Here is a 25,990-nt window from a genome sequence, read left to right as displayed (position 1 = left end):
TTACCCCTTGACTGCGCCGGCCGTCAGGCCGCGCACGAAATACTTGCCTGCGACCACATAGACCAGCAGGGTCGGCAGCCCGGCGATCATCGCCGCCGCCATGTCCACGTTGTATTCCTTGGCTCCGGTACTGGTGTTGACCAGGTTGTTCAGCGCCACTGTGATGGGCTGCGAATCACCGCTGGAGAACACCACGCCGAACAGGAAGTCGTTCCAGATCTGCGTGAACTGCCAGATCAGGCACACCATGATGATCGGGGTGGACATCGGCAGGATGATCCGCCGGAAGATGGTGAAGAAACCCGCACCGTCCAGTCGCGCCGCCTTCACCAGTGCGTCGGGAATGCTCACGTAGTAGTTACGGAAGAACAGCGTGGTGAACGCCAGGCCATAGACCACGTGCACGAACACCAGGCCGGTGGTGGTGCTGGCCAGGCCCATCTTGCCGAGGGTGAACGAGGCCGGCAGCAGGACCGTCTGGAACGGCAGGAAGCACCCGAACAGCAGCAGGCCGAAGAACAACTGCGAACCACGAAAACGCCACATCGACAACACATAGCCGTTCAAGGCACCGATGGCGGTAGAGATCAGCACCGCCGGGACGGTGATCTTGATCGAGTTCCAGAAGTAGCCGTCCACCGTGGCCCAGGCCTTGACCCAGCCGATGCCGCTGACCACGGTCGGCCAGCTCAACAGGTTGCCGGTGCTGATGTCTTCCGGCGTCTTGAAGCTGGTCAGCAACATGACCACCAATGGCACCAGGTAAAGCAGTACGGCGAGGATCAGCACCGCGTAGATCGCGATGCGACTCAGGCTGATGGAAGGTTTGGCAGCGAGACTAGTCATGACGCTTGGTCCTCAGCTCGGAGTACAGGTAAGGCACGATGATTGCGAGGATCGCACCGAGCATCAGGATTGCACTGGCCGAGCCCATGCCCATCTGGCCGCGACTGAAGGTGAAGGAATACATGAACATCGCTGGCAGGTCGGAGGAATAACCCGGGCCACCGGCCGTCATCGCCGCCACCAGGTCGAAGCTCTTGATCGCGATGTGCGCCAGGATCATCACGGCGCTGAAGAACACCGGGCGCAGGCTCGGCAGCACCACTTTCCAGTAGATGCGCGGCATGCTCGCGCCATCGATCTGGGCGGCACGGATGATCGATTGATCGACACCCCGCAGGCCGGCCAGGAACATCGCCATGATGAAGCCCGAGGCCTGCCACACCGCCGCAATCACCAGGCAGTACACCACGCGGTCCGGGTCGATCAGCCAGTCCAGGCGGAAGCCTTCCCAACCCCAGTCACGCAACAATTTGTCCAGGCCCATGCCCGGGTTGAGCAGCCATTTCCAGGCCGTACCGGTGACGATCATCGAGAGCGCCATCGGGTACAGGTAAATGGTGCGGATGAAACCTTCGCGACGAATGCGCTGGTCGAGAAGCACCGCCAGCAGCACGCCGATCACCAGGGTGATGCCGATGAACATGCCACCAAAGAGCACCAGGTTCTTGCTCGCCACCCACCAGCGGTCGTTGTCCATCAGCCGCGCGTATTGCGCCAGGCCGGCCCATTTGTAGTTCGGCAAGAACGTCGAGGTGGTGAACGACAGGACGAACGTCCACAAGATATAGCCATAGAAGCCCACCAGAACGATGAACATGCTCGGCGCCAGCACCAGTTTCGGGAGCCAGCGCTGCAATACATCGAACGGCGAGGCCTTGCTGAACACAGCAACAGAACTCATGGGAAGATCCAAAACAAGGTTACAAGGACATCCCTTTGTGGGAGCGAGCTTGCTCGCGATGACGGTGTGTCAGTGACTCTCTGCTGCCTGACATTCCGCTATCGCGAGCAAGCTCGCTCCCACACCACAAGGGACCGCGGCGCAAATTACTTGGCAGACTGAACCGCTGCGCCCAGTTTCTTCGCAGCATCAGCCGGGTCGGCTTTCGGGTCGTTGATGTAATTGGTCACCACATCGAAGAACGCACCCTGTACCGCCAGCGTGGTCGCCATGTTGTGCGCCATGCTCGGTTGCAGGCCGCCGGACTTGGCGTCCGCCAGGAAGTCCTTGGCCGCGGTCTGGGCGCAGGAATCGAAACCGTACTTGGCCATGTCGCCCAGCATGTCGTTGCGCACCGGGATCGAGCCCTTGTTGATGCTGAAGACCTTCTGGAAGTTCTCACCCAGCACGACCTTGGCGATATCCTGCTGGCCAGCCGCGGTGCCCGCGTCCTTCTGCTTGAACACCGCCAGGGAGTCGATGTTGTAGGTGAAGGCCTTGTCGGTGCCCGGGAAGGCCACGCACTCGTAGTCCTTGCCGGCGACTTTCTTCGCCGCGGTCCATTCGCTCTTGGCCCAGTCACCCATGATCTGCATGCCGGCCTTGCCGTTGATGACCTTGGCCGCTTCCAGGTTCCAGTCCTGGCCCTTGCCGTCGGCGTCCATGTAGGTCGCGACTTTCTTCAGTTCGGTCAGGGCCTTGACCATTTCCGGACCGGTCAGGGCCTTGTTGTCCAGGTCGACCAGGGCCTTCTTGTAGCCATCGGCCCCCATCACCGAGAGCACCACGGCTTCGAACACAGTGCTGTCCTGCCAAGGCTGGCCACCGTGGGCGAGCGGAATGAAGCCCGCGGCCTTGAGCTTGTCGCCGGCCGCGTAGAATTCTTCGAGGGTGGTCGGGTTCTTGGTGATACCGGCTTTCTTGAAGACTTCCGGGTTGATCCACAGCCAGTTGACGCGGTGGATGTTCACCGGCACGGCGACGTAGTCACCGTCGTACTTCACGGTATCGGAGACTTTCTTGTCGAGCAGGCTGTCCCACTTCTCGGCCTTGGCAACGTCCTTGAGGATGTCGGTGTCGAGCAGCCCGGTGGATGCCCATTCCTGGATGTCCGGGCCCTTGATCTGGGCGACACCCGGCGGGTTGCCGGCCACGGCACGGCTCTTGAGCACGGTCATGGCAGTAGAACCGCCACCACCGGCGACAGCACCGTCCTTCCAGGTAAAGCCGTCTTTCTCTACCTGGGCCTTGAGCACATCGACCGCGGCTTTTTCACCACCCGACGTCCACCAGTGGACGACTTCCACGGAACCTTTGGATTCGGCGGCAAGGGTAGTGACAGGGAAGGCTGCGACGGGAAGCAGGGAAGCAAGAGAAATGACAGTAGCGAGGCGAGAAATCGCATTCATCTAGAATTACCTTTCTTGTTGTTATGCATGCAAGTCTGGTGCTTGCGCTGCATGGATTCTAATCAGAGGGAATCCCTTCGCAGGTAACGAAGGGACGTGCAAATGTCACGACATGGTTACACAGGCGCAGGGCTGGATAACCGCGCCAGGGCTGATGCCATGCTCGGTGCCAGGGGCAGGCGCGGAATCAAGACCGCCTGCCAGGCGTGATACAGGTCCGGCTTGCCCGGCCAGATGTCGGCGCTGGGACGGTTTTGCGGATCGAGTTCGTGATGCCAGCTGCCGTTGCAGCGATCGATGAAATGTTTGTCGCAGAATTCCCAGAAGCACCGGTACCAGGCTTCGTACTTCGCCTCGTCGGTGCGCTTGAGCAGGGCGCTGGCCGCGGCCGCCGCTTCGGCGTGGACCCAATGCAGGCGGTGGCGAACCACGGCGCGGTTGTCCCAGTCCAGGGTGTAGACAATGCCCGGCGCGCCATCGACGTCCCAGCCATGGCGGCAGTTCTGGTCGAAGAGTTTTTGCGCGTCCTGGGCCAGCCACCCCGGGGTCAGCATGCCGATCTGGACCCGCGCGGCTTCAAGGTGCAGCAGCAGCCGCGCCCATTCGAAACCGTGGCCGGGGGTGGTGCCGTAGGGGCGGAAACCATCGGCGGGATTATCGTGGTTGTATTCGCGCAGCGGCTGCCAGTGGCGGTCGAAATGCTCCACCACCAGGTAGTCGTTGGCGGCGGCATGGCCGTGGATCACCCGTTCGACGATACGCAGGGCACGGGCCAGCCAACGAGGATCGTCGGTGGCATCGGCCAGGGCCAGGAAGGCTTCGGTGGCGTGCATGTTGCTGTTGGCGCCGCGATAGGCCTCTTCCTCGCTCCAGTCACGGCTGAAGGATTCGCGCAACGCGCCCTCTTCCTCGCTCCAGAAATGATCGTCGATGACCCGCACCGCTTCGTCCAGCAACGTCGTAGCGCCAGGGCGCTGGGCCACCACTGCGGAACTGGCCGCCAGGGCAACGAATGCATGCAGGTAGGCCGCCTTGCCAGCACCGTCTTCATCAGGCCGCGTCGTGGCGAACCAGCCACCGTGCTCGGCGTCGCGCAAGGGGCCGCTGAGGGCCTGGATGCCGTGGTCCACCAGTTCGGCAAAACCCGGCAGGCCCTGGATGTGCGCCATGGCAAAACTGTGGGTCATGCGCGCGGTGTTCATGGTTTCGGCCCGGGCATCGGCCGGCAGGCGGCCAAGCTCATCCAGGTTGCCAAAGCCGTCCGGCAGCTTCGAGGCCTTGGCGAACGCCAGCAGCCGCAAGCCTTCATCGGCAAGCCATTGCTGGTGGGCAGGGGCGTTCAGCCAACTGCTGAAGGCCGGTTGGAAGGTGTCCATCGGGGTACCTTTTTTGTTGTTTTGACGCAGGGAGTCTAAACAAGGGAGGGTCGGCGGCAGGTAACGAAAGGGGCGAGTTATGTCACTGACTTGTGACATTTGATTGGGAGAGATGGGTTGGGACGACTGGCGTCATCGCGAGCAAGCTCGCTCCCACACTGGATCTTCGGCGCTCACAAACCCCCTGTGGGAGCGAGCTTGCTCGCGATGAACGATAACGCGGTCCGATCAATCCACACTGCGAGGCAACAGCAAGGTCACCCGCAACCCACCCTCGCGCAGGTTTTGCAGGCTCACCTCACCCCCATGGCTGTGGGCGATATTGCGGGCGATGCCCAGGCCCAGGCCATAGCCCTGCTGTTGCCCGGCGAGACGAAAGTGCGGTTCGAAGACTTGCTCCAGGCGCTGTTCCGGCACACCCGGCCCTTCGTCGTCGACGTGCAGGATGAACGCGGTTTCATCGTCATCGATGTGCAGGTGGGCGTTCTGCCCGTATTTCAAGGCATTGTCGATCAGGTTGCCGATGCAGCGCTTGAGGGCCAGCGGCTTGCCGGGATACGGCGCCAGCGCCCGGCCATCCTGGGTCACCCGGCCATTGCCGTTGGGCGCCAGGTAAGGCTCCACCAGGCAATCGAGTACATGGTTGAGGTCCACCGGCTCGATGTTTTCGTGGATGTCGGTGTCCTTGACGCATTGCAGCGCGCCTTTGACCAGCAGCTCCAGTTCATCCAGGTCACGGCCGAACTTGGCTTGCAGGTTTTCGTCCTCCAGCAGCTCGACCCGCAGCCGCAATCGAGTGATCGGTGTGCGCAAGTCGTGGGAAATCGCGCTGAACAACTGGCTGCGCTCCGTCAGGTAACGGCTGATGCGTTCGCGCATGGCATTGAACGCTCGCCCCACTTCCACCACTTCGCTGCCACCACCCTCGGCCACCGGTTCCACTTCGGCGCCCAGGGACATGTCGCGCGCGGCCCGGGCCAGACGCTTGAGGGGCCGGCTCTGCCAATGCACCAGCAAACCGATGAACAGCAACAACAGGCTGCTGGTGAGCACGATGAAACCGACCTGTTGCTTGGGCAAGTCTTGTTCTTCGAGACTGGTGTAGGGTTCGGGCAGCAGCGAGGCGATGTACAGCCATTCTCCCGGCGCCATCTGGATCTGCGTGACCAGCACCGGCGGATTCACCGGTTCCAACGTCAGGGCATAGTGGGCCCACGAACGGGGCAGCTCATCGAGCTTGAGCCCGGCGTTGAAAATCCGCAGGTCGTCGGGGCTGACAAACGTCACCGAGATGTCGGCGTTAGCGCCCAAGGAGCGGCGCAGCACTTCATCCACGGCCTTGAGCACCGCCTGCTTGCGCGGCGTCACCGGCAGCACGTCCATGCCCAGGGGCTTGTCGTTGAGGGTGACGACGAACCGCGTACCGCCCATGCTGCGCAGTTGGTCAAGCACCAATGGCCGGTACGCCACCGGCAGCGAACGCAAGTAACTGACGCTGGCGGTCATCGAATGGGCCAGGCTACGGGCGCTGGTGACCAGGCCTTCGAGCTGGGTGGCGCGCAGTTGCGAGACCCAGATCAGGCTGGACAAGGTCTGGGCGAACAACACCACCAGCAAGGTCAGCAGCAGCATCCGGCCCAGCAACGAGTGCGGGACCGGTACCCGCCGGGCGATTTTCCTGATCCAGTCAATGCCCATTGCTGGCAACCACACTGGCCGCCAGTTGATAACCGCTGCCACGCACCGTGCGAATCAACCGCGGTGGTTTGTCGGTGTCACGCAGGCGCTGGCGCAGGCGACTGACCGCCATGTCGACGATCCGGTCCAGGGGCATCAACTCACGACCACGGGTCGCATTGCCGATGGTGTCGCGGTCGAGGATTTCCTGGGGATGATCGAGAAACAGCTTGAGCAGGGCGAAGTCGGCGCCGGAGAGAATCACCTCTTCACCGTCGGTGTGGAACAGCCGATGGCTGACCATGTCCAGCCGCCATTCATCGAAGGCCAGCACTTCACCGCCGGAGCGTTCCTGGCCGAATTGCGCCCGGCGCAACAGCGCCTTGATGCGAGCCTGCAATTCACGCGGGCTGAAAGGCTTGCCCAGATAATCATCGGCGCCCAGCTCAAGACCGATGACCCGGTCGGCCTCGTCGGAACTGGCGGTCAGCATGATGATCGGCACATGAGCCTGGCGTGGGTGCTGGCGAACCCAGCGGCAAAGGCTGAAACCGTCTTCATCGGGCAGCATCACATCGAGGATCACCAGGTCGCTCGGTGCATCGTTGAACGCCTGGCGAAACCCGGCGCCGTCGGGTGTGGTCCGCACCTGGAACCCCGCACGGCTGAGGTAGGTGTCCAGCAGTTCGCGAATCTCCTGGTCGTCGTCGACCAACAAAATCGATTTGTTTACTGAACTCACGGGCCTCGTCCTTGTTGTTTGGATTGGGGCGATTATGCCTGATGGACAAGGCCTACAAACACACTACAAAAACTCTGTGGGAGCGGGCTTGCTCGCGAAAGCGGTGCAACAGTCAACCTCAATGGCGACTGACACTCCGTCATCGCGAGCAAGCTCGCTCCCACAGGGGGTATTTCAAACCTTAAGCGGCGGCAGATTGCTCCAACGCCACGCCCGCGCCCATCAGGCCGGAGTATGGCGCGGTCACCAGCCAGACCGGAATGCCCTTGAAGTAATCGCTCATGCAACCCTTGTCGGCGAAGCAGCGGGCGAAACCGCTTTCAAGGAAGAAATCGGCAAAGCGCGGGACCACGCCACCGACGATGTAGACGCCGCCGCGTCCGCCCAGGGTCAACACGTTGTTGCCGGCCACGCGCCCCAGCCAACGGCAGAACTGCTCGAGCACTTCCAGGGCGATGGGGTCGCCGGCCAGGCCGGCCGCAGTGATGGATTCGGGGGTGTCGAGTACCGGCACATGGCCGTCCACTGCGCAAATGGCCCGGTACACCCGAGGCAAACCGCTGCCGCTCAAGGCGGTTTCGGCGCTGACGTGGCCGATCTCGTTGTAGATGTGCTGCCACAGCTGGGTTTCCCGCGGGCTGCTCATGGGCAGGTCGACATGGCCACCCTCCCCCGGCAACGCGGCGAAACGGCCCTCACCCAGGTCCAGCAGCGTGCCGACACCCAGCCCGGTACCCGGCCCGATCACCACCGCCGGACGCATCGGCTCCGGGGTGCCTTCGCACACGACCCGGTACTCATCGGGACGCAAGCAGGTCATGCCCAGGGCCATGGCCGAGAAGTCGTTGACCAGCAACAGCTTCTCCACCTGCAGGGTCTGGCAGAACGCCAGATTGCTCAGGCGCCAGTGATTGTTGGTAAAGCGAAACTCATCGCCGCTCACGGGACCGGCCACCGACAGGCACACCGAGCCGATGGCGCCCGGTTTCAGGCCCAGGCCGCTCAGGTACACCTGGATGGCATCTTCCGGGCAGGCGTAATCGGCCGTTGCCAGCACCTGGATGTTTTCCAGGGTATGGTTTTTCCACAGCGCGAAGCGTGCGTTGGTCCCACCGATGTCACCGACCAAAGCCAGTTTCAATTAAGCGTCTCCAGGGCAGATGTGAAGGCGCTGGCGCCCTGCTCCGCCGAGCTGAAGGCCATGCGCATGAAACCGAACAGCTCGCGGCCGGTGCCGATGTTGTTGCCCAACAGGCCCTTGGCCGGCGTGCGTGCGGCGAATTCCTCGGCGTCCACCTTCAATTCCAAGGTGCCTTTGACGCCATCGACACGGATGATATCGCCCTCCTGCACCCGGGCCAACGCACCACCGACATAAGCTTCGGGGCTGACATGAATGGCCGCCGGGATTTTCCCCGACGCACCGGACATTCGGCCGTCGGTCACCAGCGCCACTTTGAAGCCACGGTCCTGCAACACCCCCAGGAATGGCGTCATCTTGTGCAGCTCCGGCATGCCGTTGGAGCGCGGGCCCTGGAAGCGCATCACCGCGACAAAATCCTTTTCCAGCAGGCCGGCCTTGAACGCGTCCGCCAGGTCCTGCTGGTCCTGGAAAACCATGGCCGGGGCTTCGACAATCTGGTTTTCCAGGGCCACGGCCGAGACCTTCATCACCCCACGGCCCAGGTTGCCTTCCATCACGCGCAACCCACCTTCTGGCGAGAAGGCGCGGGCCACCGGGCGCAGGATGTTTTCGTCGAGGCTTTCGATCGGGCCGTCGCGCCACACCAACTCGCCATCCTCCAGGAACGGTTCCTGGGTGTAGCGGCTCAGGCCGTGGCCGAGCACGGTGTTGACGTTTTCATGCAGCAAACCGGCTTCCAGCAACTCACGGATCAGGAACGACATGCCGCCGGCCGCCTGGAAGTGGTTGATGTCGGCCTTGCCGTTCGGGTAGACGTGGCTCAGGGTCGGCACCACCTCGGAGAGGTCGGCCATGTCTTGCCAGGTCAACTGGATACCCGCCGCCATGGCGATGGCCGGCATGTGCAGGGTGTGGTTGGTGGAACCGCCGGTGGCGTGCAGCGCAACGATGGAATTGACCAGCGAGCGTTCGTCGACGATTTCGCCGATGGGCATGAAATTGCCGCTTTGCTTGGTCATGCGCGTCACCTGGAACGCCGCTTCACGGGTCAGGGCATCGCGCAGCGGCGTGTTCGGGTTGACGAACGAGGCGCCCGGCAAATGCAGGCCCATCACTTCCATCAGCAACTGATTGGTGTTGGCGGTGCCGTAGAAGGTGCAGGTGCCGGGACTGTGGTAGGACTTCATTTCCGATTCCAGCAGCTCTTCGCGAGTGGCCTTGCCTTCGGCGTAGCGCTGGCGCACGTCGGCTTTTTCCTTGTTGGAAATGCCCGAGACCATCGGCCCGCCTGGCACGAAGATCGTCGGCAAGTGACCGAAGCGCAACGCGCCCATCATCAGGCCCGGGACGATCTTGTCGCAGATGCCGAGCATCAGTGCGCCGTCGAACATGTTATGGGACAACGCCACCGCTGTGGACAGCGCGATCACCTCGCGGCTCGGCAGGCTCAGTTCCATCCCCGCCTCGCCCTGGGTCACGCCGTCGCACATCGCCGGCGTGCCTCCGGCGAACTGGCCGACCGAGCCAATTTCGCGCAGGGCTTTCTTGATCTGCTCCGGGAAGGTTTCGTAGGGCTGGTGGGCCGAGAGCATGTCGTTATAGGACGACACGATGGCGATGTTGGCGGCGTTCATCATCCGCAGGTGGTGTTTGTCTTCGGTGCCGCAACCGGCCACGCCGTGAGCGAAGTTGGCGCACTGCAGCTTGCCGCGCATCGGACCGTCGCTGGCGGCACCACGGATCAATGCAAGGTAAGCCTGACGCGTGGCGCGGCTGCGGGCGATAAGCCGTTCGGTGACCTCAAGAACGCGGGGATGCATGTGTAGAACTCCAGGCTAACGGGTGTGGCGACCTGATTGTCTATGCTGGTCAAAAGCCCGTTGCACGCTGTGTGGAAGGCGAGGCGACAGACGGTTTTTGACCATTCGGACCAGTTGATTCAGGTCACTCGTTGTAGATAAAACAAAATATTGCCATTAAAAAGGCTTGTTTTCTATTTTTATGCGAATAATCTTGTAATTCCAACAACAAATCGACGGCGGCGCAGTTAATGACTCTTCGAATCGCAATCAATGGTTTTGGCCGCATCGGCCGCAACGTCCTCCGTGCACTGTATACCCAAGGCTATCGTCGCGACCTGCAGATCGTCGCCATCAACGACCTGGGCGACAGTGCGATCAATGCTCATCTGCTCAAATTCGACACCGTGCATGGCACCTTCGATGCCGACGTCCAGCACGATCACGAAAGCCTGACGGTCAATGGCGACCGCATCTCGGTCAGCGCCATCCGCAACCCGGCCGAACTGCCTTGGGCGGCCGAAAAGATCGACGTCGTGTTCGAATGCACCGGTCTGTTCACCGACCGCGCCAAGGCAGCCGCCCATATCAGCGCCGGCGCCCGCAAGGTGATCATCTCGGCCCCGGCCAAGGGCGCCGATGCCACCGTCGTGTATGGCGTGAACCACGATATCCTGCGCCAGTCCCATCAGATCATCTCCAACGCTTCGTGCACCACCAACTGCCTGGCTCCGGTGGCCCAGGTGCTGCACCGCGAGCTGGGCATCGAAAGCGGCCTGATGACCACCATCCATGCCTACACCAACGACCAGAACCTGACCGACGTCTACCACACCGACCCGTACCGCGCTCGCTCGGCCACCCAGAACATGATCCCGAGCAAGACCGGCGCCGCCGAAGCGGTGGGCCTGGTGCTGCCGGAACTGGCCGGCAAACTGACCGGCATGGCGGTGCGCGTACCGGTGATCAACGTCTCGCTGGTCGACCTCACCGTGCAGCTCAAGCGCGAAGCGTCGGCCGAGGAAGTCAACGAACTGCTGCGCCAGGCCAGCCAGCATTCGAAGATCCTCGGCTACAACACCCTGCCGCTGGTCTCCAGCGATTTCAACCACAACCCGTTGTCGTCGATCTTCGACGCCAACCACACCAAGGCCAGCGGCAAGCTGCTCAAGGTACTGGCCTGGTATGACAACGAGTGGGGTTTCTCCAACCGCATGCTGGATAACTGCCTGGCGTTGTGTAACGCCGAATAACTGACACGGCAGTATCGAGCTTTTCTGTGGGAGCGAGCTTGCTCGCGATAGCGGTGTATCAGCCAACATCGATGGCGACTGACACGCCATCATCGCGAGCAAGCTCGCTCCCACAAGGGTTCACATTCGTGAAATGAATGAAGGCTTGACCCGCGACGTAGATGATAAGCATTATCATCAACTCAAACCGGATCGGGCCCTACCGTGAGTCAATCGCGCTTTCATCACGTCTTCCTCGCCCAGCGCACGCCGCTGCTGCGCACCCTCGAGCGCATGGTCAGCAACCCCAGTACCGCCGAAGACCTGCTTCAGGAAACCTACCTGCGTGTCACCCGTGCACTGGCCGAACGCACGGTCGAGCACCTCGAACCCTTTGTTTTCCAGACCGCCCGCAACCTGGCGCTGGACCATTTGCGTGCCCGGCGCATCCAGGCCCGGACCCTGCTGGATGACGTGCCGCTGGAAGTCGTCCAAAACGTCGTCGCCCCCCAAAGCAGTGCCGAGGACGCTGCCCATGCCCGGCAACTGCTCGAGCGCCTGAATGTCAGCCTGCAGGCCCTGAGCCCGCGACAACGACAGATCTTCATCCTCAGCCGCCTGCATGGCCACCGCTACCAGGAAATCGCCGAACGGCTGGATGTGTCCCTGAGTACGGTGCAAAAGGAACTGAAACTGATCATGGCGATCTGTGTGGGACAACTTCAGCTATAAGATTCAAGCTGCAGTTGTGTGCAGGCTTGTGCTTGCGACTTGAAACTTGAAGCTTGTAACTTGCCGCTGAACCGAGAAACGAGACCCCACCGTGACGGACAACTCCCCTTCTCCTGCGCCGACGCCGGAAACCGCCCATGCCATGGAGCAGGCGCTGGACTGGCTGATCCTGCTGGACAGCCCCAGCGAGGAACAGACGCGGCAGTTCCAGGCCTGGCTGGCGGCCGATCCACGTCACGGCGAGGCCTTCGCCCGGGCCCAGGCGATCTGGAACGGCCCCCAGGTGATGGAGAGTGCCCGCCGACTGGAAACCGCGCCCAAGGTCACCGCGCTGTCGCGCCTGCGTGCCCACTGGAAACCCCTGGCCACCGCCGCCGTGTTGTTTCTCGGCCTGTTCAACTTCAGCGACCTGCCCCTGCGCTTGCAGGCCGATCACCTGACCGTGGTCGGTGAGCGCCAGCGCCTGCAATTGGAAGACGGTTCCAAGGTCCTGCTCAACACCGACTCGGCGTTCTCCAGCACGTTCAACGAACATCGGTACGTGGCCCGCTTGTACAAGGGCGAGGCCTTCTTCGAGGTCCCGGGCAACCGCACCCTGCCGCTGGAAATCGACGCCGGCCCGGTCACCGCCAGCGTCAGCGATACCACGTTCGCCGTGCGCTACCTCGACGGCGTGGCCCAGGTCCAGGTGCAGCGTGGCGATGTGGATCTGCGGGCCAATCGCAACGACACCCATGTGCGGCTGTCGGCCGGAGAGAGCATCCGCATCGGCCCCAATGGCTTCGACCGGCCGGCCCGTCTCGATGCCACCACCGACCTGGCCTGGGTGAAGGGTCGGCTGGTGTTCGAGAACCGGCCGCTGAGCCAGGTACTGGCCGAGCTGCGCCGCTACTACCCCGGTTGGATCATCAACAGTAACGAACAGTTGGCCAATGTCGCGGTGACCGGCAATTACCGCCTCGATCAGCCGTTGGACGTGGTCCGCTCCCTGGCCCATATCACCTCGGCGCGGCTTCAGGAGTTCCCGGCGCTGGTGATCTTGAACTAAATGAGAATTATTTTTACTCGATAGGCTCCGCTGGTTCGTCTCGTTATAGCCAATGCAATTGATTCGCATCCAGCGATGCGATCTGCACCTATAACAGATGCGACACGGAGCGCTATCGATGTCCTCTCGTCTTACTTGCCGGTTTCTTGCCCCCTCTTGCACGCTGTCACTGCTCACCGCCGCCATCCTGATGGCCGGCACCGCGCCGCTCGCCCTGGCTGCCACCACCGTGCAGCCCCCAGCCCGCAACATGGGCGACTACACCTTCGCCATCGCCCGGCAGCCACTGGTCTCGGCCTTGAATGCATTCACCGCGGTCACCGGCTGGCAAGTCGGCATGCCGGCGGAGCTGGCCGAAGGCGTCGCGTCGCCAGGGGTGAACGGCTCGCTGCCGCCTGAAAAAGCCCTGGAGCGCCTGTTGCTGGGGACCCACCTGGGCTACCGCAAGCTGGGCGACAACAGCATCGTGCTGGAAAGACGCAGCAGCGGCAGCGCGATGGAGCTGCAACAGGTGACCATCAGCGCCACCCGCCAGGAACAGGACATCACCAGCGTACCCAGCACGGTCACCGTCCATGACCGCCAGGACCTGGATCGCAACAACGTCAACACCCTCAAGGACCTGGTGCGCTATGAACCGGGCGTGTCGGTGGGCGGTGCGGGCCAGCGCGGCGGCATCAGTGGCTACAACATTCGCGGCATCGACGGCAACCGGATCCTGACCCAGGTCGACGGCGTGGAAGTACCCGGCGGTTTCTTCAACGGCCCCTACGCCAAGACCCAGCGCAATTACGTCGACCCGGAAATCATCAAGCGCGTGGAAATCCTCCGCGGTCCGGCCTCGGTGCTATACGGCAGCAATGCCATTGGCGGTGCCGTCAGCTACTTCACCCTCGATCCGGACGACATCATCAAGCCTGGCCAGGACGTTGGCGCCCGCCTGAAGACCGGCTACAGCTCCGCCGACGAGAGCTGGCTCAAGTCCGCCACCGTCGCCGGCCGCAGCGGCCCATTCGACGGCCTGCTGCACTACAGCCAGCGTGACGGTCACGAAACCGAATCCTACGGCAGCCACAACGGCACCGGCCTGGACCGCACCGCCGCCAACCCGGAAGACGTGCGCGCCAACAACGTGCTGGCCAAGTTAGGCTGGAACTACAGCGATGACGCACGCCTTGGCCTGGTCTACGAGAAATACAAGGACGACCGCGACAGCGACCTGAAAAGCGCCTACGGCGGCCCCTACGCCAACGGCCAGCCGGCGATCCCCGACTTTGTACTGCCCGGCGGCATGTACCAGTGGCGCACCGGCAACGACACCATCACCCGCGAGCGTTTCGGCCTGGAGCACAGCTTCGCCCTCGACAGCCTGCTGGCCGACCACGTCAAGTGGAGCCTGAACCACCAGGTCGCCAAGACCGACCAGAGCACCGCCGAGTTCTATTTCCCGATCACCCGCCAGGTATTGCGCACCCGGGATACCCTCTACGAAGAAAAGCAGTGGGTCTTCGATGCGCAACTGGACAAGGCCTTCAGCCTCGCCGACACCGACCACGCGCTGACCTACGGCACCACGATCAAGCAACAGAAAGTCACCGGCTCGCGCAGCGGCAATGGCGTGTGCCTGGCGGTGGGTGTCGGTTGCTCTGCGGTGGGCGCCATCAGCACCCGGGACGCGCTGGCAAAAGCCAGTGACTTCCCCGATCCGACCATCAACAGCTACGCCCTGTTCGCCCAGGACCAGATCAGTTGGGACAAATGGACCTTCACGCCCGGCCTGCGCTACGACTACACCCAGCTCAAGCCGCACCTGACCGAGGAATTCCTCAACACCGTGGACCCTACCGGCGGCGGTGACGTCAGCGACAAGAACAAGACTTGGCACCGCGTCTCGCCGAAATTCGGCGTGACCTATGCCCTGACCGACCAGTACACCTGGTACGGGCAGTACGCCGAGGGTTTCCGCACCCCGACCGCCAAAGCCTTGTACGGTCGTTTCGACAACCCCAACGCCGGCTATAGCGTGGAACCCAACCCCGACCTGGAACCGGAAAAAAGCAAAAGCTACGAGACCGGCCTGCGTGGGCGTTTCGACTCCGGCTCGTTCGATGTGGCGGTGTTCTACAACAAATACCGCGATTTCATCAACGAGGACGCCATCACCCCCGGCGCCAACCAGTTGACCTTCCAGAGCAACAACATCAAGCACGCCACCATCAAGGGCGCCGAGGTCAAGGGCCGCCTTGAGCTGGATGTGCTGGGCGCGCCAAAGGGCCTGTACACCCAAGGTTCGGTGGCCTATGCCTACGGTCGCAACAACGACACCGGCGAGCCGCTCAACAGCGTCAACCCGCTGACCGGCGTGTTCGGCCTGGGCTACGACCAGGACCACTACGGCACCTTGCTCAGCTGGACCCTGGTCAAGAAAAAGGACCGCGTCGACGACAGCAACTTCAACTCGCCCGATGGCGTGAGCAGCCAATTCAAGACACCAGGCTTCGGCATCCTCGACCTGACGGGTTTCTACAAGGTGACCCACGACGTGACCGTCAGCGGCGGCCTCTACAACCTCACCGACAAGAAGTACTGGCTGTGGGATGACGTGCGCGGCTACGACAGCGTCGGCGAAGCGGCGGTGCTGAGCCCCGCCAACCTCGATCGCCTGACCGCGCCCGGGCGTAACTTCGCGGTGAACCTGATCTGGGATATTTGACCCAGACCCAAGGATTTCCCCTGTGGCGAGGGAGCTTGCTCTCGCTGGGCTGCGAAGCGGCCCCTGGATTTTGCGGTCGCTGCGCAACCGAGCGGGAGCAAGCTCCCTCGCCACAATGTGCTCACTCAAAGGATTTTTTTCATGAATACCCTGCGCCCCGTTTCACGTTCCCAACGCCTGAACCAGATCACCCACGAGCCTCACAGCAAGCTCGACGCCTTGGTCAAGGCCCATGCCCCGTTCGAAACCCAGGCCAGCTTCGCCCGTTTCGTCGTCGCCCAGTACCTGTTCCAGTCGGAACTGGTGGCGCTGTACAACGACGCCAAGCTGTCCGCCCTTATTCCCGACCTGCCGGCCCGTTGCCGGGCCGAGGCAGCCAGGGCGGATCTCGCCGACCTGGACACCGAAGTCCCCCCGCCGGTGGCCGGTGCGCTGCACAATCCGACCCAGGCCGAAGCCCTGGGCTGGCTATTCGTCTCCGAAGGTTCCAAGCTCGGCGCCGCGTTCCTGATCAAGCGTGCCGTGGGCCTGGGGCTGAGCGAAACCTTCGGCGCCCGGCACCTGGCGGAACCTGCCGGCGGGCGCGCCGAAGGCTGGAAAACCTTCACCCGCACCCTCGACGGCCTGGCCTTCACCGAACAGCAGGAAGCCGAAGCGGATAAAGGCGCACTGGATGCGTTCAACCGGTTCACGGTCCTGTTAGAACAAGCTTATGCGGTGGAATTGGCTTGATCGCTTAGTCCACTGTGGGAGCGGGCTTGCTCGCGAAAGCAGTGTGTCAGTCAAAATAACTGTGCCTGTTACTCCGCCTTCGCGAGCAAGCCCGCTCCCACATGGAAATGTGTATGCCTGAAAGGTACCGATGAACCATCCCTCGAAACTCACCCAACTGCTCTTCGCCCTGCTCGCCTACACCAGCCTGGCCATCGGCCTGGTCGCCATCGTCGTGCCCGGCCTGCCGACCACCGAGTTCATCCTGCTGGCCGCCTGGGCCGCGACCCGCAGTTCGCCGCGCCTGAGCGCCTGGCTGGAGAGCCATCGGTTGTTCGGGCCGATGCTGCACAACTGGCGCAACGGCAAGGTCATCCCGCGCCGGGCCAAGGTGGCTGCCACCGTCAGCATGCTGCTGTGCGCCGGGCTGATGCTGGTGATGCTCGACCACGGCTGGCCGGTTTACCTCGCGCTTGCGGGCATGGGCCTGGGCAACCTGTGGATCTGGTCACGCCCGGAACAGGCACAGGGCACTTGTGGCGAGGGAGCTTGCTCCCGCTGGGGCGCGAAGCGGCCCCCAACGGATTTTTGATCTATGATCGCCCTCTCGTACTGGAGGGCTTTCGATGTCAGATCTGCTCACGTCCATGCAAACCGCACTCGGCTTGCCCACGACCCCAATCACCTTCAGCGGCGAAGGTGCCCTGCCCTCGGCGTTCGCCGTCACGGAGCTGGCCAGCGCCAGCATCGCCGTGGCGGGCCAGGCGGCGGTCGCACTCATTCACCAGCAAACCGGACGCCAGGCGCCCGTCGAGGTCGACCGGCGCCTGGCGTCGTTCTGGTTCTCCACCTCCCTGCGCCCCATCGGCTGGAGCGTGCCGCCGATGTGGGACCCGGTGGCCGGCGACTACGCCAGCGCCGACGGCTGGATTCGCCTGCACACCAACGCACCGCATCATCGCCTGGCCGCGGAAAAAGTCCTCGGCACCTGCACCGACCGCGCCGACATGGCGGCGAGGGTGGTCCGTTGGAACAAGGCCGAGCTGGAACAGGCCGTGGTCGACGCCGGCGGTTGCGCCGCCCAGATGCGTTCGTGGCAGGCCTGGCAGGCCCACCCCCAAGGCATGGCGGTGAATGCCGAACCGCTGGTGCAACTGAGTGAAACGACTGCCGAGCAGCGCAAGCCCTGGCTCGGCTCCGTGACCCAGCCATTGGCGGGCCTCAAGGTGTTGGACCTGACCCGCGTGCTGGCCGGCCCCGTCGCCAGCCGCTTCCTCGCCGGCCTGGGGGCCGACGTGCTGCGCATCGACCCGCCGACCTGGAACGAACCCGGCGCGGTCCCTGAAGTCACCCTGGGCAAACGCTGCGCCCGCCTCGACTTGCATCGGCCCGATGATCGCGCGGTGTTCGAGGCGCTGCTCAAGGACACCGACATCCTCCTGCACGGCTACCGTGCCGATGCCCTGGAGCACCTGGGCTATGGCGCCGAACAGCGTCGGCAACTGGCCCCGGGCCTGATCGACGTCAGCCTCAACGCCTATGGCTGGAGCGGCCCGTGGCAGAACCGGCGTGGCTTCGACAGCCTGGTGCAGATGAGCAGCGGCATTGCCGAAGCTGGCATGGGTTGGAAACACACCGACAAACCGACACCGCTGCCGGTGCAGGCGCTGGACCACGGCACCGGCTATCTGCTGGCGGCCAGCGCCCTGGTGTTGTTAACCCGGCGCCTGGAAAGGGGTCACGGCGGCTCGGCTCGCTTGTCACTGGCGCGCACGGCGAAGCTGTTGATCGAGCGTGGCCCAGGGGACCCGACGCCATTGCGCGCCGAGGACGATAACGATCAGGGCCTGGTGGTCGAACAAACGCCATGGGGGCCAGCCCACCGCTTGCAGGTGCCGTTGAAAATCACCGGGACGCCCCTGCAATGGACCTTGCCGGCGGCAGAGCTGGGCGCCCATCGGCCGCAGTGGTGAAGAAGGCCTGTGGCGAGGGAGCTTGCTCCCGCTGGGCTGCTCAGCAGCCCCAAAAAAACAGGGCCGCTACGCGCCCCAGCGGGAGCAAGCTCCCTCGCCACGGGAACCGCACGAGCCTTACAACGCCAGCACGCCAACGTACAACCCATAAGCCGCCACCCCCGCCCCCGTCATCACACAGGCAAAGACGCCTTTCTCCACAGGAGTGAACAAGGGTAGGCGCTGCTCGCGCTTGGCCTGGGCAAACAGGATCACCCCCGGCGCGTACAACAACGCCGACAGCAGCAGGTATTTCACGCCACCGGCATACAGCAGCCACACCGCGTAACACAGCGCAACGCCGCCAATGCACAGGTCCTTCATGCGCCGGGCCGAGGCCTGCCCATAGGTTTCGCCTCGTGCGCAAAGCAACACCGCATAGGCTGCCGACCACAGGTACGGCACCAGGATCATCGATGAGGCGAGGTAGATCAGGCTGGTATAGGTGCCTGCGGAAAACAGGGTAATCAGCAAAAACAACTGGATCATGCCATTGGTCAGCCATAACGCGTTGACCGGCGCACGGTTGGCGTTTTCCTTGGTCAGGAACGCCGGCATCGTCTTGTCCCTGGCGGTGGCATAGAGAATTTCGGCGCATAACAGCGCCCAGGACAACAGCGCACCCAACAACGACACCGCCAGGCCGAGGCTGATCAACAACGCGCCCCAAGGCCCGACGATATGTTCCAGCACGCCGGCCAGGGACGGATTCTGCAGTTGCGCCAGGGCAGGCTGGCTCATGATCCCCAGGGACAACACGTTCACCAGCACCAGCAGCGCCAGGACCCCGACGAAACCGATCACCGTCGCACGCCCGACATCCGCGCGTTTTTCCGCCCGCGCCGAATAGACACTGGCGCCTTCGATGCCAATGAATACGAACACCGTGACCAGCATCATGTGGCGCACCTGATCCATCACGCTGCCCAGGTCCGGATTCATTGCGCCCCAGATGTCCCGGGTGAACACCTCGACTTTGAACGCCACTGCGGCAATGACAATGAACATCACCAGCGGCACCACTTTGGCGATGGTGGTCACCAGGTTGATGAACGCCGCCTCCTTGATGCCGCGCAATACCAGGAAATGCACCGCCCACAACAGCAACGATGCACAGGCAATGGCCACTGGCGTGTTGCCCTGGCCGAACACCGGGAAAAAATACCCCAGGGTGCTGAACAGCAACACGAAGTAACCGACGTTGCCCATCCAGGCACTGATCCAGTAGCCCCACGCGGAAGAGAAGCCCATGTAGTCGCCGAACCCGGCCTTGGCATAGGCATAGACACCCGAGTCCAGCTCGGGCTTGCGATTGGCCAGGGTCTGAAAGACAAAAGCGAGGGTCAGCATGCCGACGGCGGTGATCGCCCAACCGATCAGCACCGCTCCAACGTCCGCCCGGGCCGCCATGTTTTGTGGCAGGGAAAAGATCCCGCCACCGATCATCGATCCCACCACCAGCGCCACCAGCGCACCGAGTCGTAACTTTTCAATCGGCTGTGGCATCTTTCTCGCTCATTAAGTAAATAATGCGACATAACGTTTTTGAATAACGTCATGCGCGTAAAGCCCAAGGGATTATTACCTCGAGTATTGTCCAGAACAGCAATAAGAAAGACCAAGACAGCCGATTATTCTTTTGCCAGAAAAGCCACCTTCAAAATAGTTGCGATCCAGTGGAAATCAACTAGCTTGAATAGTCCTACGGGGATAGATCCCGTCTCGCCTCGCCTTCCAGAGCCTATAGAATGGGGCTCCCGCCAATTTATGGACGTGAAGGAAAGCATTTAACTCCTTCATTAACAACGTAATGTTGTCATGTACTGATCCAGATCAGCTATTTAACTTTCAAATCGACTTAGTCTATTGACTCTCTTCTCCTGCATTGGAGTCTCGTAAATGTCTGATACCCCCGGAAAACTTCGATTGGGTGCGCTAGTTGCACTGGTTGTCGGCTCCATGATCGGCGGCGGGATCTTTTCCCTGCCACAAAACATGGCCGCCAGCGCCGACGTCGGTGCGGTGCTGATTGGCTGGGCGATTACCGCCGTCGGCATGCTGACCCTGGCGTTCGTGTTCCAGACCCTGGCCAATCGCAAGCCCGACCTGGATGGCGGCGTGTATGTCTACGCCAAGGCCGGGTTCGGCGACTACATGGGGTTCTCGTCGGCCTGGGGCTACTGGATCAGCGCCTGGCTGGGCAACGTCGGCTACTTCGTACTGCTGTTCAGTACCCTGGGCTACTTCTTCCCGATTTTCGGTGAAGGCAACACCGTTGCCGCGGTGATCGGCGCCTCGGTATTGCTGTGGGCGGTGCATTTCCTGGTGCTGCGCGGCATCAAGGAGGCGGCGTTCATCAACCTGGTGACCACCATTGCCAAGGTCGTGCCGTTGCTACTGTTCGTGTTGATCGCAGTGTTCGCCTTCAGACTCGACATCTTCACCGCCGACATCTGGGGCGTGAAAAACCCGGACCTGGGCAGCGTGATGAACCAGGTGCGCAACATGATGCTGGTCACCGTGTGGGTGTTCATCGGCATCGAGGGCGCCAGCATCTTCTCGGCACGGGCCGAGAAACGCTCCGACGTCGGCAAGGCCACGGTCATCGGTTTCATCACCGTGCTGCTGTTCCTGGTGCTGGTCAACGTGCTGTCGCTGGGCATCATGACCCAACCTGAACTGGCCAAGCTGCAGAACCCGTCGATGGCCGCCGTGCTGGAACACGTGGTGGGCCATTGGGGCGCGGTGCTGATCAGCGTCGGCCTGATCATCTCGCTGCTCGGCGCCCTGCTGTCCTGGGTGCTGCTGTGCGCCGAGATCATGTTCGCCGCCGCCAAAGACCACACCATGCCCGAGTTCCTGCGCCGGGAGAACGCCAATCACGTACCGGCCAATGCCCTGTGGCTGACCAACGCGATGGTTCAGCTGTTTTTGGTCATCACCCTGTTCTCGGCCAGCACTTACCTGTCACTGATCTACCTCGCCACCTCGATGATCCTGGTGCCGTACCTGTGGTCGGCGGCCTACGCCGTGCTGCTGGCGGTGCGCGGCGAGACCTACGAAGGCTTCGCGGCCGAGCGGCGCAAGGACCTGGTCATCGGCGCCATCGCCCTGATCTACGCGGTGTGGCTGCTGTATGCCGGCGGGATCAAGTACCTGCTGCTCTCCGCCCTGCTCTATGCCCCCGGCGCGATTCTGTTCGCCAAGGCCAAGCGTGAGTTGGGCAAACCGGTTTTCACCTCTATCGAGAAGCTGATTTTCGCCGCAGTGATCGCAGGCGCCCTGGTGGCGGCCTATGGGCTCTACGACGGCTTCCTGACCTTGTAGTTGGCTGATGGTTTAACTGGAGGATTTGTAATGACCACGGAAAAAGTGAAGTACGGCGTTCATTCCGAAGCCGGTAAATTACGTAAAGTCATGGTGTGCTCCCCAGGCCTGGCCCATCAACGCTTGACCCCGAACAACTGCGACGAGCTGCTGTTCGACGACGTGATCTGGGTCAACCAGGCCAAGCGCGATCATTTCGACTTCGTCACCAAGATGCGCGAGCGTGGCATCGACGTGCTCGAGATGCACAATCTGTTGACCGACATCGTCGCCATCCCCGAAGCCCTGGACTGGATCCTGCAGCGCAAGATCACCGCCAACTCGGTGGGCCTGGGCCTGGTGAACGAAGTCGGTTCCTGGCTGCGCAGCCTGGAGCCGCGCCATATCGCCGAGTTCCTGATTGGCGGCGTCTCGGCCGACGACCTGCCGGACAGCTTCGGTGGCAAGACCATCCAGATGTTCCGCGACTTCCTCGGGCACTCCAGCTTCATCCTGCCACCGCTGCCCAATACCCAGTTCACCCGCGACACCACCTGCTGGATCTACGGCGGCGTGACCCTGAACCCGATGCACTGGCCGGCGCGACGCCAGGAAACCCTGCTGACCACTGCCATCTACAAGTTCCACCCCGAGTTCACCCAGGCTGACTTTCAGATCTGGTACGGCGACCCGGACCAGGAGCATGGCAACGCCACCCTCGAAGGCGGCGACGTAATGCCCATCGGCAACGGCGTGGTGCTGATCGGCATGGGTGAGCGCTCGTCCCGTCAGGCCATCGGCCAACTGGCGCTGAACCTGTTCAAGCACAAGGCCGTGGAGCGGGTGATCGTCGCCGGCTTGCCGAGATCCCGCGCCGCCATGCACCTGGACACCGTCTTCAGCTTCTGCGACCGCGACCTGGTCACGGTTTTCCCGGAAGTGGTGGGCCAGATCGTTGCTTTCTCCTTGCGTCCAGACGAGAGCAAGCCCGGCGGCATCGACGTACGCCGTGAAGAAGGCAGCTTCCTCGACACCGTGGCCGCGGCCCTCAAGCTGCCAGCGCTGCGGGTGGTAGAGACCGGCGGCAACAGCTTCGCCGCCGAACGCGAGCAATGGGACGACGGCAACAACGTGGTGGCCATGGAACCGGGCGTGGTGATTGGCTACGACCGCAACACCTACACCAACACGCTGCTGCGCAAGGCCGGGGTGGAAGTCATCACCATCAGCGCCAGCGAGCTGGGCCGCGGCCGCGGCGGTGGCCACTGCATGACCTGCCCGATCATCCGCGACCCGATCGACTACTGACCTTCGAGCCTGGGCCAGTGTTTATCGAACGCAGCCCAGGGGATAACCGAAACCCAAGGAGATCCATATCATGGCTTTCAACATGCGCAACCGCAGCCTGCTGAGCTTGATGCACCACACCCACCGCGAGCTGCACTACCTGCTGGACCTGTCCCGCGACCTCAAGCGTGCCAAGTACACCGGCACCGAACAACCGCACCTCAAGGGCAAGAACATCGCGCTGATCTTCGAGAAGACCTCGACCCGCACCCGCTGTGCCTTCGAGGTCGCGGCCCACGACCAGGGCGCCCACGTCACCTACATCGACCCGGTGTCGTCGCAGATCGGCCACAAGGAAAGCATGAAAGACACCGCCCGGGTCCTGGGGCGGATGTTCGACGCCATCGAGTACCGGGGCTTCGAACAGGAGATCGTCGAGGAGCTGGCCAAGTTCGCCGGAGTGCCGGTGTTCAACGGCCTGACCGCCGAATTCCACCCCACCCAGATGATCGCCGACACCCTGACCATGCGCGAGCACAGCGACAAGCCGTTGCATGACATCAGCTACGCGTACCTGGGCGATGCCCGCTACAACATGGGCAATTCGCTGCTGATGATCGGCGCCAAACTGGGCATGGACGTGCGCATCGGCGCGCCGAAAGCCCTATGGCCGCATCAGGATTTCATCGACCAGTGCCAGGCCTTCGCCGCCGAGAGCGGCGGGCGCATCACCATCACCGAAGATCCGAAGGCCGCCGTCAAGGGCGTGGACTTCATCCACACCGATATCTGGGTGTCCATGGGCGAACCGGTGGAAGCCTGGGACGAACGCATCGAGCAATTGCTGCCCTACCAGGTCAACGCGCAAATGATGAAAGCCTCGGGCAACCCGCGGGTGAAATTCATGCATTGCCTGCCGGCGTTCCACAACAGTGAAACCAAGGTCGGCAAGGACATCGCCGCCCGCTATCCGAACCTGGCCAACGGCGTGGAAGTGACCGAAGAGGTCTTCGAATCCCCGGCCAACATCGCCTTCGAGCAGGCGGAAAACCGCATGCACACCATCAAGGCGATCCTGGTGTCGGCGCTGGCGGATATCTGAATGCCCGACGCGAATCACTGTGGGAGCGAGCTTGCTCGCGATGGCGCAGGAACAGGCAACATTGATGTCGACTGACACACCGCTATCGCGAGCAAGCTCTCCCACAAGAGACCGCGTTATTCGTCCATTTTTTTGAAGGACAGCATCATGCGCATCGTCGTTGCCCTGGGCGGTAACGCCCTCCTGCGTCGGGGTGAACCCCTGACCGCTGCCAATCAACGTAGCAACATCCGCACCGCGACCGGACAGCTCGCCAAGATCCACCCCGGCAACCAACTGGTCATCGCCCACGGCAACGGACCGCAGGTCGGCCTGCTGTCGTTGCAGGCGGCGGCCTACACCGCGGTCACGCCATATCCGCTGGACGTGCTCGGCGCCGAAACCGAAGGCATGATCGGCTACATCATCGAACAGGAACTGGGCAATCTGCTGGACTTCGAAGTCCCCTTCGCCACACTGCTGACCCAGGTCGAAGTGGATGGCAATGACCCGGCGTTCCAGAACCCCACCAAGCCCATCGGCCCGGTCTACAGCCAGCAAGAGGCGCAGAAGCTGGCGGCTGAAAACGGCTGGACCATCGCCCCGGACGGCGACAAGTTCCGCCGGGTGGTCGCCAGCCCACGACCCAAGCGCATCTTTGAGATCCGTCCGATCAAGTGGCTGCTGGAAAAAGGCAGCATCGTGATCTGCGCCGGCGGTGGCGGCATTCCGACGATGTACGACGCCGACGGCAAGCTGCAGGGCGTGGAAGCGGTGATCGACAAGGACCTGTGCTCGGCGCTGCTGGCCGAACAGCTGGAAAGCGATCTGCTGGTGATCGCCACCGACGTCAACGCCGCGTTCATCGACTTCGGCAAGCCGACCCAGAAAGCCATCGTCCAGGCCCACCCCGACGAAATGGAAAAGCTCGGCTTCGCCGCCGGCTCCATGGGGCCGAAGGTGCAGGCCGCCTGCGAGTTCGCGCGCAACACGGGCAAGGTCGCGGTGATCGGGTCGCTGTCGGACATCGATGCTATCGTCCAGGGCCAGGCCGGCACCCGCATCAGCACGTCGACGCCTGGCATCGCTTATCGATGACAGGAAACTTGCGGGGCGGATCCGGGGTCTGCCCTACACCCACGCCCTCGAGGAGAGTCGTTTATGGCCATGTTCGAACCCGGTCACCTGCACATGGAACGCCACGCGCTGAACAAGGATGACTTCAGCTACAACCTGTGCATCGACTACGAGGTTGCGCAGGACCCCAAGGAAGGCAGCGGCATGTCGTTCCGGGTGCATGGCACGGTGGAGGACAAGTCCCTGGACGAGACCTTCTTCCTGGCCAAGGACCAGGCCTTCGATTTCGCCCGCCACGCCACGCGCATCGCGCAGAAATATGGCCTGCCCAAGACTGCCAGCATCGGCTCGATGCACGAGTACTACGACAAAATGTTCGAAGACGTGCGCCAGCAACTGGACGTCAAGCCGGGCGATCCGATGAAGCCAGAGCACCTGGCATAACCCGCCCAAAAAACACCTCTATCCCTGTGGGAGCGAGCTTGCTCGCGATAGCGGTAGTTCAGTCGAGACACATAGTGACTGACCCACCCTCATCGCGAGCAAGCTCGCTCCCACAAGGGCCATCAATGTTCTGAATAGTGGGTTAAACACACTCATCGCCTGGCTGGCAACCCGTCACGGCTGACCTATGCTGAAAGCAGTACCCCCGGGTATTCGTTCAGAGGTCACCGCCATGAACATCAAAACAAGAAGACGCCTCGCTATTTTCGTCACCTGCGCCGCCACGCTTGCGCTGTATGGCACTGCGGCCTACCGGGTCGAGCAGGCCAGGCAACTGCCCCGTGAATACGCCAGCTGCAACTTCGAACGCTGCATCCCCCACAGCGCAACCCTGAACGCCCTGCGCTGAGGCGT

The 25,990-nt window shown here is 62.5% G+C and carries 22 protein-coding genes; 13 read left to right on the top strand and 9 right to left on the bottom strand.

Features of this window, described 5'->3' with window-relative positions; translation table 11 throughout:
- From BLO80_RS18195 to edd, 8 genes are all read right to left on the bottom strand, one after another.
- Nucleotides 1–846 carry a carbohydrate ABC transporter permease gene (locus BLO80_RS18195; protein WP_003198539.1) on the bottom strand — a complete coding sequence of 282 codons (846 nt, stop codon included), beginning with the start codon at nt 844–846 and terminating at the stop codon, nt 1–3.
- Nucleotides 839–1,747 carry a carbohydrate ABC transporter permease gene (locus BLO80_RS18190; protein WP_092329098.1) on the bottom strand — a complete coding sequence of 303 codons (909 nt, stop codon included), beginning with the start codon at nt 1,745–1,747 and terminating at the stop codon, nt 839–841. Before BLO80_RS18190 ends, BLO80_RS18195 begins: the two co-directional genes overlap by 8 nt.
- A 146-nt stretch (nt 1,748–1,893) precedes the next feature.
- Nucleotides 1,894–3,195 (bottom strand): ABC transporter substrate-binding protein, encoded by a 1,302-nt coding sequence (locus BLO80_RS18185; protein WP_092203918.1) that lies wholly within the window; start codon nt 3,193–3,195, stop codon nt 1,894–1,896.
- Between the two features lie 116 nt (nt 3,196–3,311).
- Nucleotides 3,312–4,571, bottom strand: coding sequence for a D-mannose isomerase (locus BLO80_RS18180; RefSeq protein ID WP_092329100.1), 1,260 nt, complete (start codon nt 4,569–4,571; stop codon nt 3,312–3,314).
- A gap of 228 nt (nt 4,572–4,799) precedes the next feature.
- Nucleotides 4,800–6,269, bottom strand: a complete 1,470-nt coding sequence (locus BLO80_RS18175; protein ID WP_092329103.1) for an ATP-binding protein — start codon at nt 6,267–6,269, stop codon at nt 4,800–4,802.
- On the bottom strand, nt 6,259–6,990 hold the full coding sequence (locus BLO80_RS18170; RefSeq protein WP_060738873.1) for a response regulator: 732 nt from the start codon (nt 6,988–6,990) through the stop codon (nt 6,259–6,261). The genes BLO80_RS18175 and BLO80_RS18170 overlap by 11 nt, the downstream gene beginning before the upstream one ends.
- Before the next feature lie 181 nt (nt 6,991–7,171).
- Nucleotides 7,172–8,131 carry a glucokinase gene (locus BLO80_RS18165; RefSeq protein ID WP_092329105.1) on the bottom strand — a complete coding sequence of 320 codons (960 nt, stop codon included), beginning with the start codon at nt 8,129–8,131 and terminating at the stop codon, nt 7,172–7,174.
- Nucleotides 8,128–9,954, bottom strand: a complete 1,827-nt coding sequence (gene edd, locus BLO80_RS18160; RefSeq protein WP_092166020.1) for a phosphogluconate dehydratase — start codon at nt 9,952–9,954, stop codon at nt 8,128–8,130. Before edd ends, BLO80_RS18165 begins: the two co-directional genes overlap by 4 nt.
- A gap of 230 nt (nt 9,955–10,184) precedes the next feature.
- Between edd and gap the strand changes: the two genes are divergently transcribed.
- The 7 genes from gap (at nt 10,185) to BLO80_RS18125 (ending at nt 18,342) form a co-directional block, all read left to right on the top strand.
- Nucleotides 10,185–11,186 carry a type I glyceraldehyde-3-phosphate dehydrogenase gene (gene gap / locus BLO80_RS18155; protein WP_092329108.1) on the top strand — a complete coding sequence of 334 codons (1,002 nt, stop codon included), beginning with the start codon at nt 10,185–10,187 and terminating at the stop codon, nt 11,184–11,186.
- Between the two features lie 204 nt (nt 11,187–11,390).
- Entirely contained in the window at nt 11,391–11,897 is a 507-nt protein-coding gene (locus BLO80_RS18150; protein ID WP_092329110.1) for an RNA polymerase sigma factor, read from the top strand.
- Nucleotides 11,898–12,039: 142 nt separating this feature from the next.
- Nucleotides 12,040–12,945: a FecR family protein gene (locus BLO80_RS18145; protein WP_092329113.1), complete on the top strand. Its 906-nt coding sequence runs from the start codon at nt 12,040–12,042 to the stop codon at nt 12,943–12,945.
- Nucleotides 12,946–13,063: 118 nt separating this feature from the next.
- Nucleotides 13,064–15,658 carry a TonB-dependent receptor gene (locus BLO80_RS18140; protein WP_092329116.1) on the top strand — a complete coding sequence of 865 codons (2,595 nt, stop codon included), beginning with the start codon at nt 13,064–13,066 and terminating at the stop codon, nt 15,656–15,658.
- A 141-nt stretch (nt 15,659–15,799) separates the two neighbouring features.
- The gene (locus tag BLO80_RS18135; RefSeq protein WP_092329118.1) at nt 15,800–16,390 is read left to right on the top strand and encodes a biliverdin-producing heme oxygenase; all 591 of its coding nucleotides are present in this window, start codon (nt 15,800–15,802) and stop codon (nt 16,388–16,390) included.
- A gap of 130 nt (nt 16,391–16,520) precedes the next feature.
- The gene (locus tag BLO80_RS18130) at nt 16,521–16,961 is read left to right on the top strand and encodes a YbaN family protein (RefSeq protein ID WP_092329121.1); all 441 of its coding nucleotides are present in this window, start codon (nt 16,521–16,523) and stop codon (nt 16,959–16,961) included.
- 34 nt (nt 16,962–16,995) lie between these two features.
- A complete protein-coding gene (locus tag BLO80_RS18125; RefSeq protein ID WP_092329124.1) occupies nt 16,996–18,342 on the top strand; it encodes a CoA transferase in 1,347 nt (448 codons plus the stop codon).
- Nucleotides 18,343–18,459: 117 nt separating this feature from the next.
- Here the strand turns inward: BLO80_RS18125 and arcD (BLO80_RS18120) are convergent, their stop codons facing one another.
- The gene (gene arcD, locus BLO80_RS18120) at nt 18,460–19,887 is read right to left on the bottom strand and encodes an arginine-ornithine antiporter (protein ID WP_092329126.1); all 1,428 of its coding nucleotides are present in this window, start codon (nt 19,885–19,887) and stop codon (nt 18,460–18,462) included.
- Nucleotides 19,888–20,280: 393 nt separating this feature from the next.
- On the opposite strand from arcD (BLO80_RS18120), the gene arcD (BLO80_RS18115) reads away from it, so the two are divergent.
- From arcD (BLO80_RS18115) to BLO80_RS29970, 6 genes are all read left to right on the top strand, one after another.
- Nucleotides 20,281–21,708 carry an arginine-ornithine antiporter gene (gene arcD, locus BLO80_RS18115; protein ID WP_092329129.1) on the top strand — a complete coding sequence of 476 codons (1,428 nt, stop codon included), beginning with the start codon at nt 20,281–20,283 and terminating at the stop codon, nt 21,706–21,708.
- Between the two features lie 30 nt (nt 21,709–21,738).
- On the top strand, nt 21,739–22,995 hold the full coding sequence (arcA, locus tag BLO80_RS18110; protein ID WP_092329132.1) for an arginine deiminase: 1,257 nt from the start codon (nt 21,739–21,741) through the stop codon (nt 22,993–22,995).
- A gap of 70 nt (nt 22,996–23,065) precedes the next feature.
- Nucleotides 23,066–24,076 (top strand): ornithine carbamoyltransferase, encoded by a 1,011-nt coding sequence (locus tag BLO80_RS18105; RefSeq protein ID WP_092329135.1) that lies wholly within the window; start codon nt 23,066–23,068, stop codon nt 24,074–24,076.
- A gap of 147 nt (nt 24,077–24,223) precedes the next feature.
- Nucleotides 24,224–25,153 carry a carbamate kinase gene (gene arcC / locus BLO80_RS18100; protein ID WP_092329137.1) on the top strand — a complete coding sequence of 310 codons (930 nt, stop codon included), beginning with the start codon at nt 24,224–24,226 and terminating at the stop codon, nt 25,151–25,153.
- A 63-nt stretch (nt 25,154–25,216) separates the two neighbouring features.
- On the top strand, nt 25,217–25,576 hold the full coding sequence (locus BLO80_RS18095; RefSeq protein WP_092329140.1) for a DUF5064 family protein: 360 nt from the start codon (nt 25,217–25,219) through the stop codon (nt 25,574–25,576).
- A 232-nt stretch (nt 25,577–25,808) separates the two neighbouring features.
- A complete protein-coding gene (locus tag BLO80_RS29970; protein WP_162843733.1) occupies nt 25,809–25,985 on the top strand; it encodes a hypothetical protein in 177 nt (58 codons plus the stop codon).
- Nucleotides 25,986–25,990 lie beyond the last annotated feature (5 nt).

Source organism: Pseudomonas sp. NFACC56-3, assembly GCF_900100025.1.
Taxonomy (GTDB): domain Bacteria; phylum Pseudomonadota; class Gammaproteobacteria; order Pseudomonadales; family Pseudomonadaceae; genus Aquipseudomonas; species Aquipseudomonas fluorescens_AA.
The sequence above is the reverse complement of the archived record's forward strand: the minus strand, read 5'-3'. Positions and strand labels throughout refer to the sequence as shown.

Coding starts and splice junctions, on each gene's coding strand:
- BLO80_RS18195 (WP_003198539.1), bottom strand. CDS start 846: ATGACTAGTCTCGCTGCCAAACCTTCCATCAGCCTGAGTCGCATCGCG.
- BLO80_RS18190 (WP_092329098.1), bottom strand. CDS start 1,747: ATGAGTTCTGTTGCTGTGTTCAGCAAGGCCTCGCCGTTCGATGTATTG.
- BLO80_RS18185 (WP_092203918.1), bottom strand. CDS start 3,195: ATGAATGCGATTTCTCGCCTCGCTACTGTCATTTCTCTTGCTTCCCTG.
- BLO80_RS18180 (WP_092329100.1), bottom strand. CDS start 4,571: ATGGACACCTTCCAACCGGCCTTCAGCAGTTGGCTGAACGCCCCTGCC.
- BLO80_RS18175 (WP_092329103.1), bottom strand. CDS start 6,269: ATGGGCATTGACTGGATCAGGAAAATCGCCCGGCGGGTACCGGTCCCG.
- edd (WP_092166020.1), bottom strand. CDS start 9,954: ATGCATCCCCGCGTTCTTGAGGTCACCGAACGGCTTATCGCCCGCAGC.
- gap (WP_092329108.1), top strand. CDS start 10,185: ATGACTCTTCGAATCGCAATCAATGGTTTTGGCCGCATCGGCCGCAAC.
- BLO80_RS18145 (WP_092329113.1), top strand. CDS start 12,040: ATGGAGCAGGCGCTGGACTGGCTGATCCTGCTGGACAGCCCCAGCGAG.
- BLO80_RS18140 (WP_092329116.1), top strand. CDS start 13,064: ATGTCCTCTCGTCTTACTTGCCGGTTTCTTGCCCCCTCTTGCACGCTG.
- BLO80_RS18135 (WP_092329118.1), top strand. CDS start 15,800: ATGAATACCCTGCGCCCCGTTTCACGTTCCCAACGCCTGAACCAGATC.
- BLO80_RS18130 (WP_092329121.1), top strand. CDS start 16,521: ATGAACCATCCCTCGAAACTCACCCAACTGCTCTTCGCCCTGCTCGCC.
- BLO80_RS18125 (WP_092329124.1), top strand. CDS start 16,996: ATGTCAGATCTGCTCACGTCCATGCAAACCGCACTCGGCTTGCCCACG.
- arcD (WP_092329126.1), bottom strand. CDS start 19,887: ATGCCACAGCCGATTGAAAAGTTACGACTCGGTGCGCTGGTGGCGCTG.
- arcD (WP_092329129.1), top strand. CDS start 20,281: ATGTCTGATACCCCCGGAAAACTTCGATTGGGTGCGCTAGTTGCACTG.
- arcA (WP_092329132.1), top strand. CDS start 21,739: ATGACCACGGAAAAAGTGAAGTACGGCGTTCATTCCGAAGCCGGTAAA.
- BLO80_RS18105 (WP_092329135.1), top strand. CDS start 23,066: ATGGCTTTCAACATGCGCAACCGCAGCCTGCTGAGCTTGATGCACCAC.
- arcC (WP_092329137.1), top strand. CDS start 24,224: ATGCGCATCGTCGTTGCCCTGGGCGGTAACGCCCTCCTGCGTCGGGGT.
- BLO80_RS18095 (WP_092329140.1), top strand. CDS start 25,217: ATGGCCATGTTCGAACCCGGTCACCTGCACATGGAACGCCACGCGCTG.
- BLO80_RS29970 (WP_162843733.1), top strand. CDS start 25,809: ATGAACATCAAAACAAGAAGACGCCTCGCTATTTTCGTCACCTGCGCC.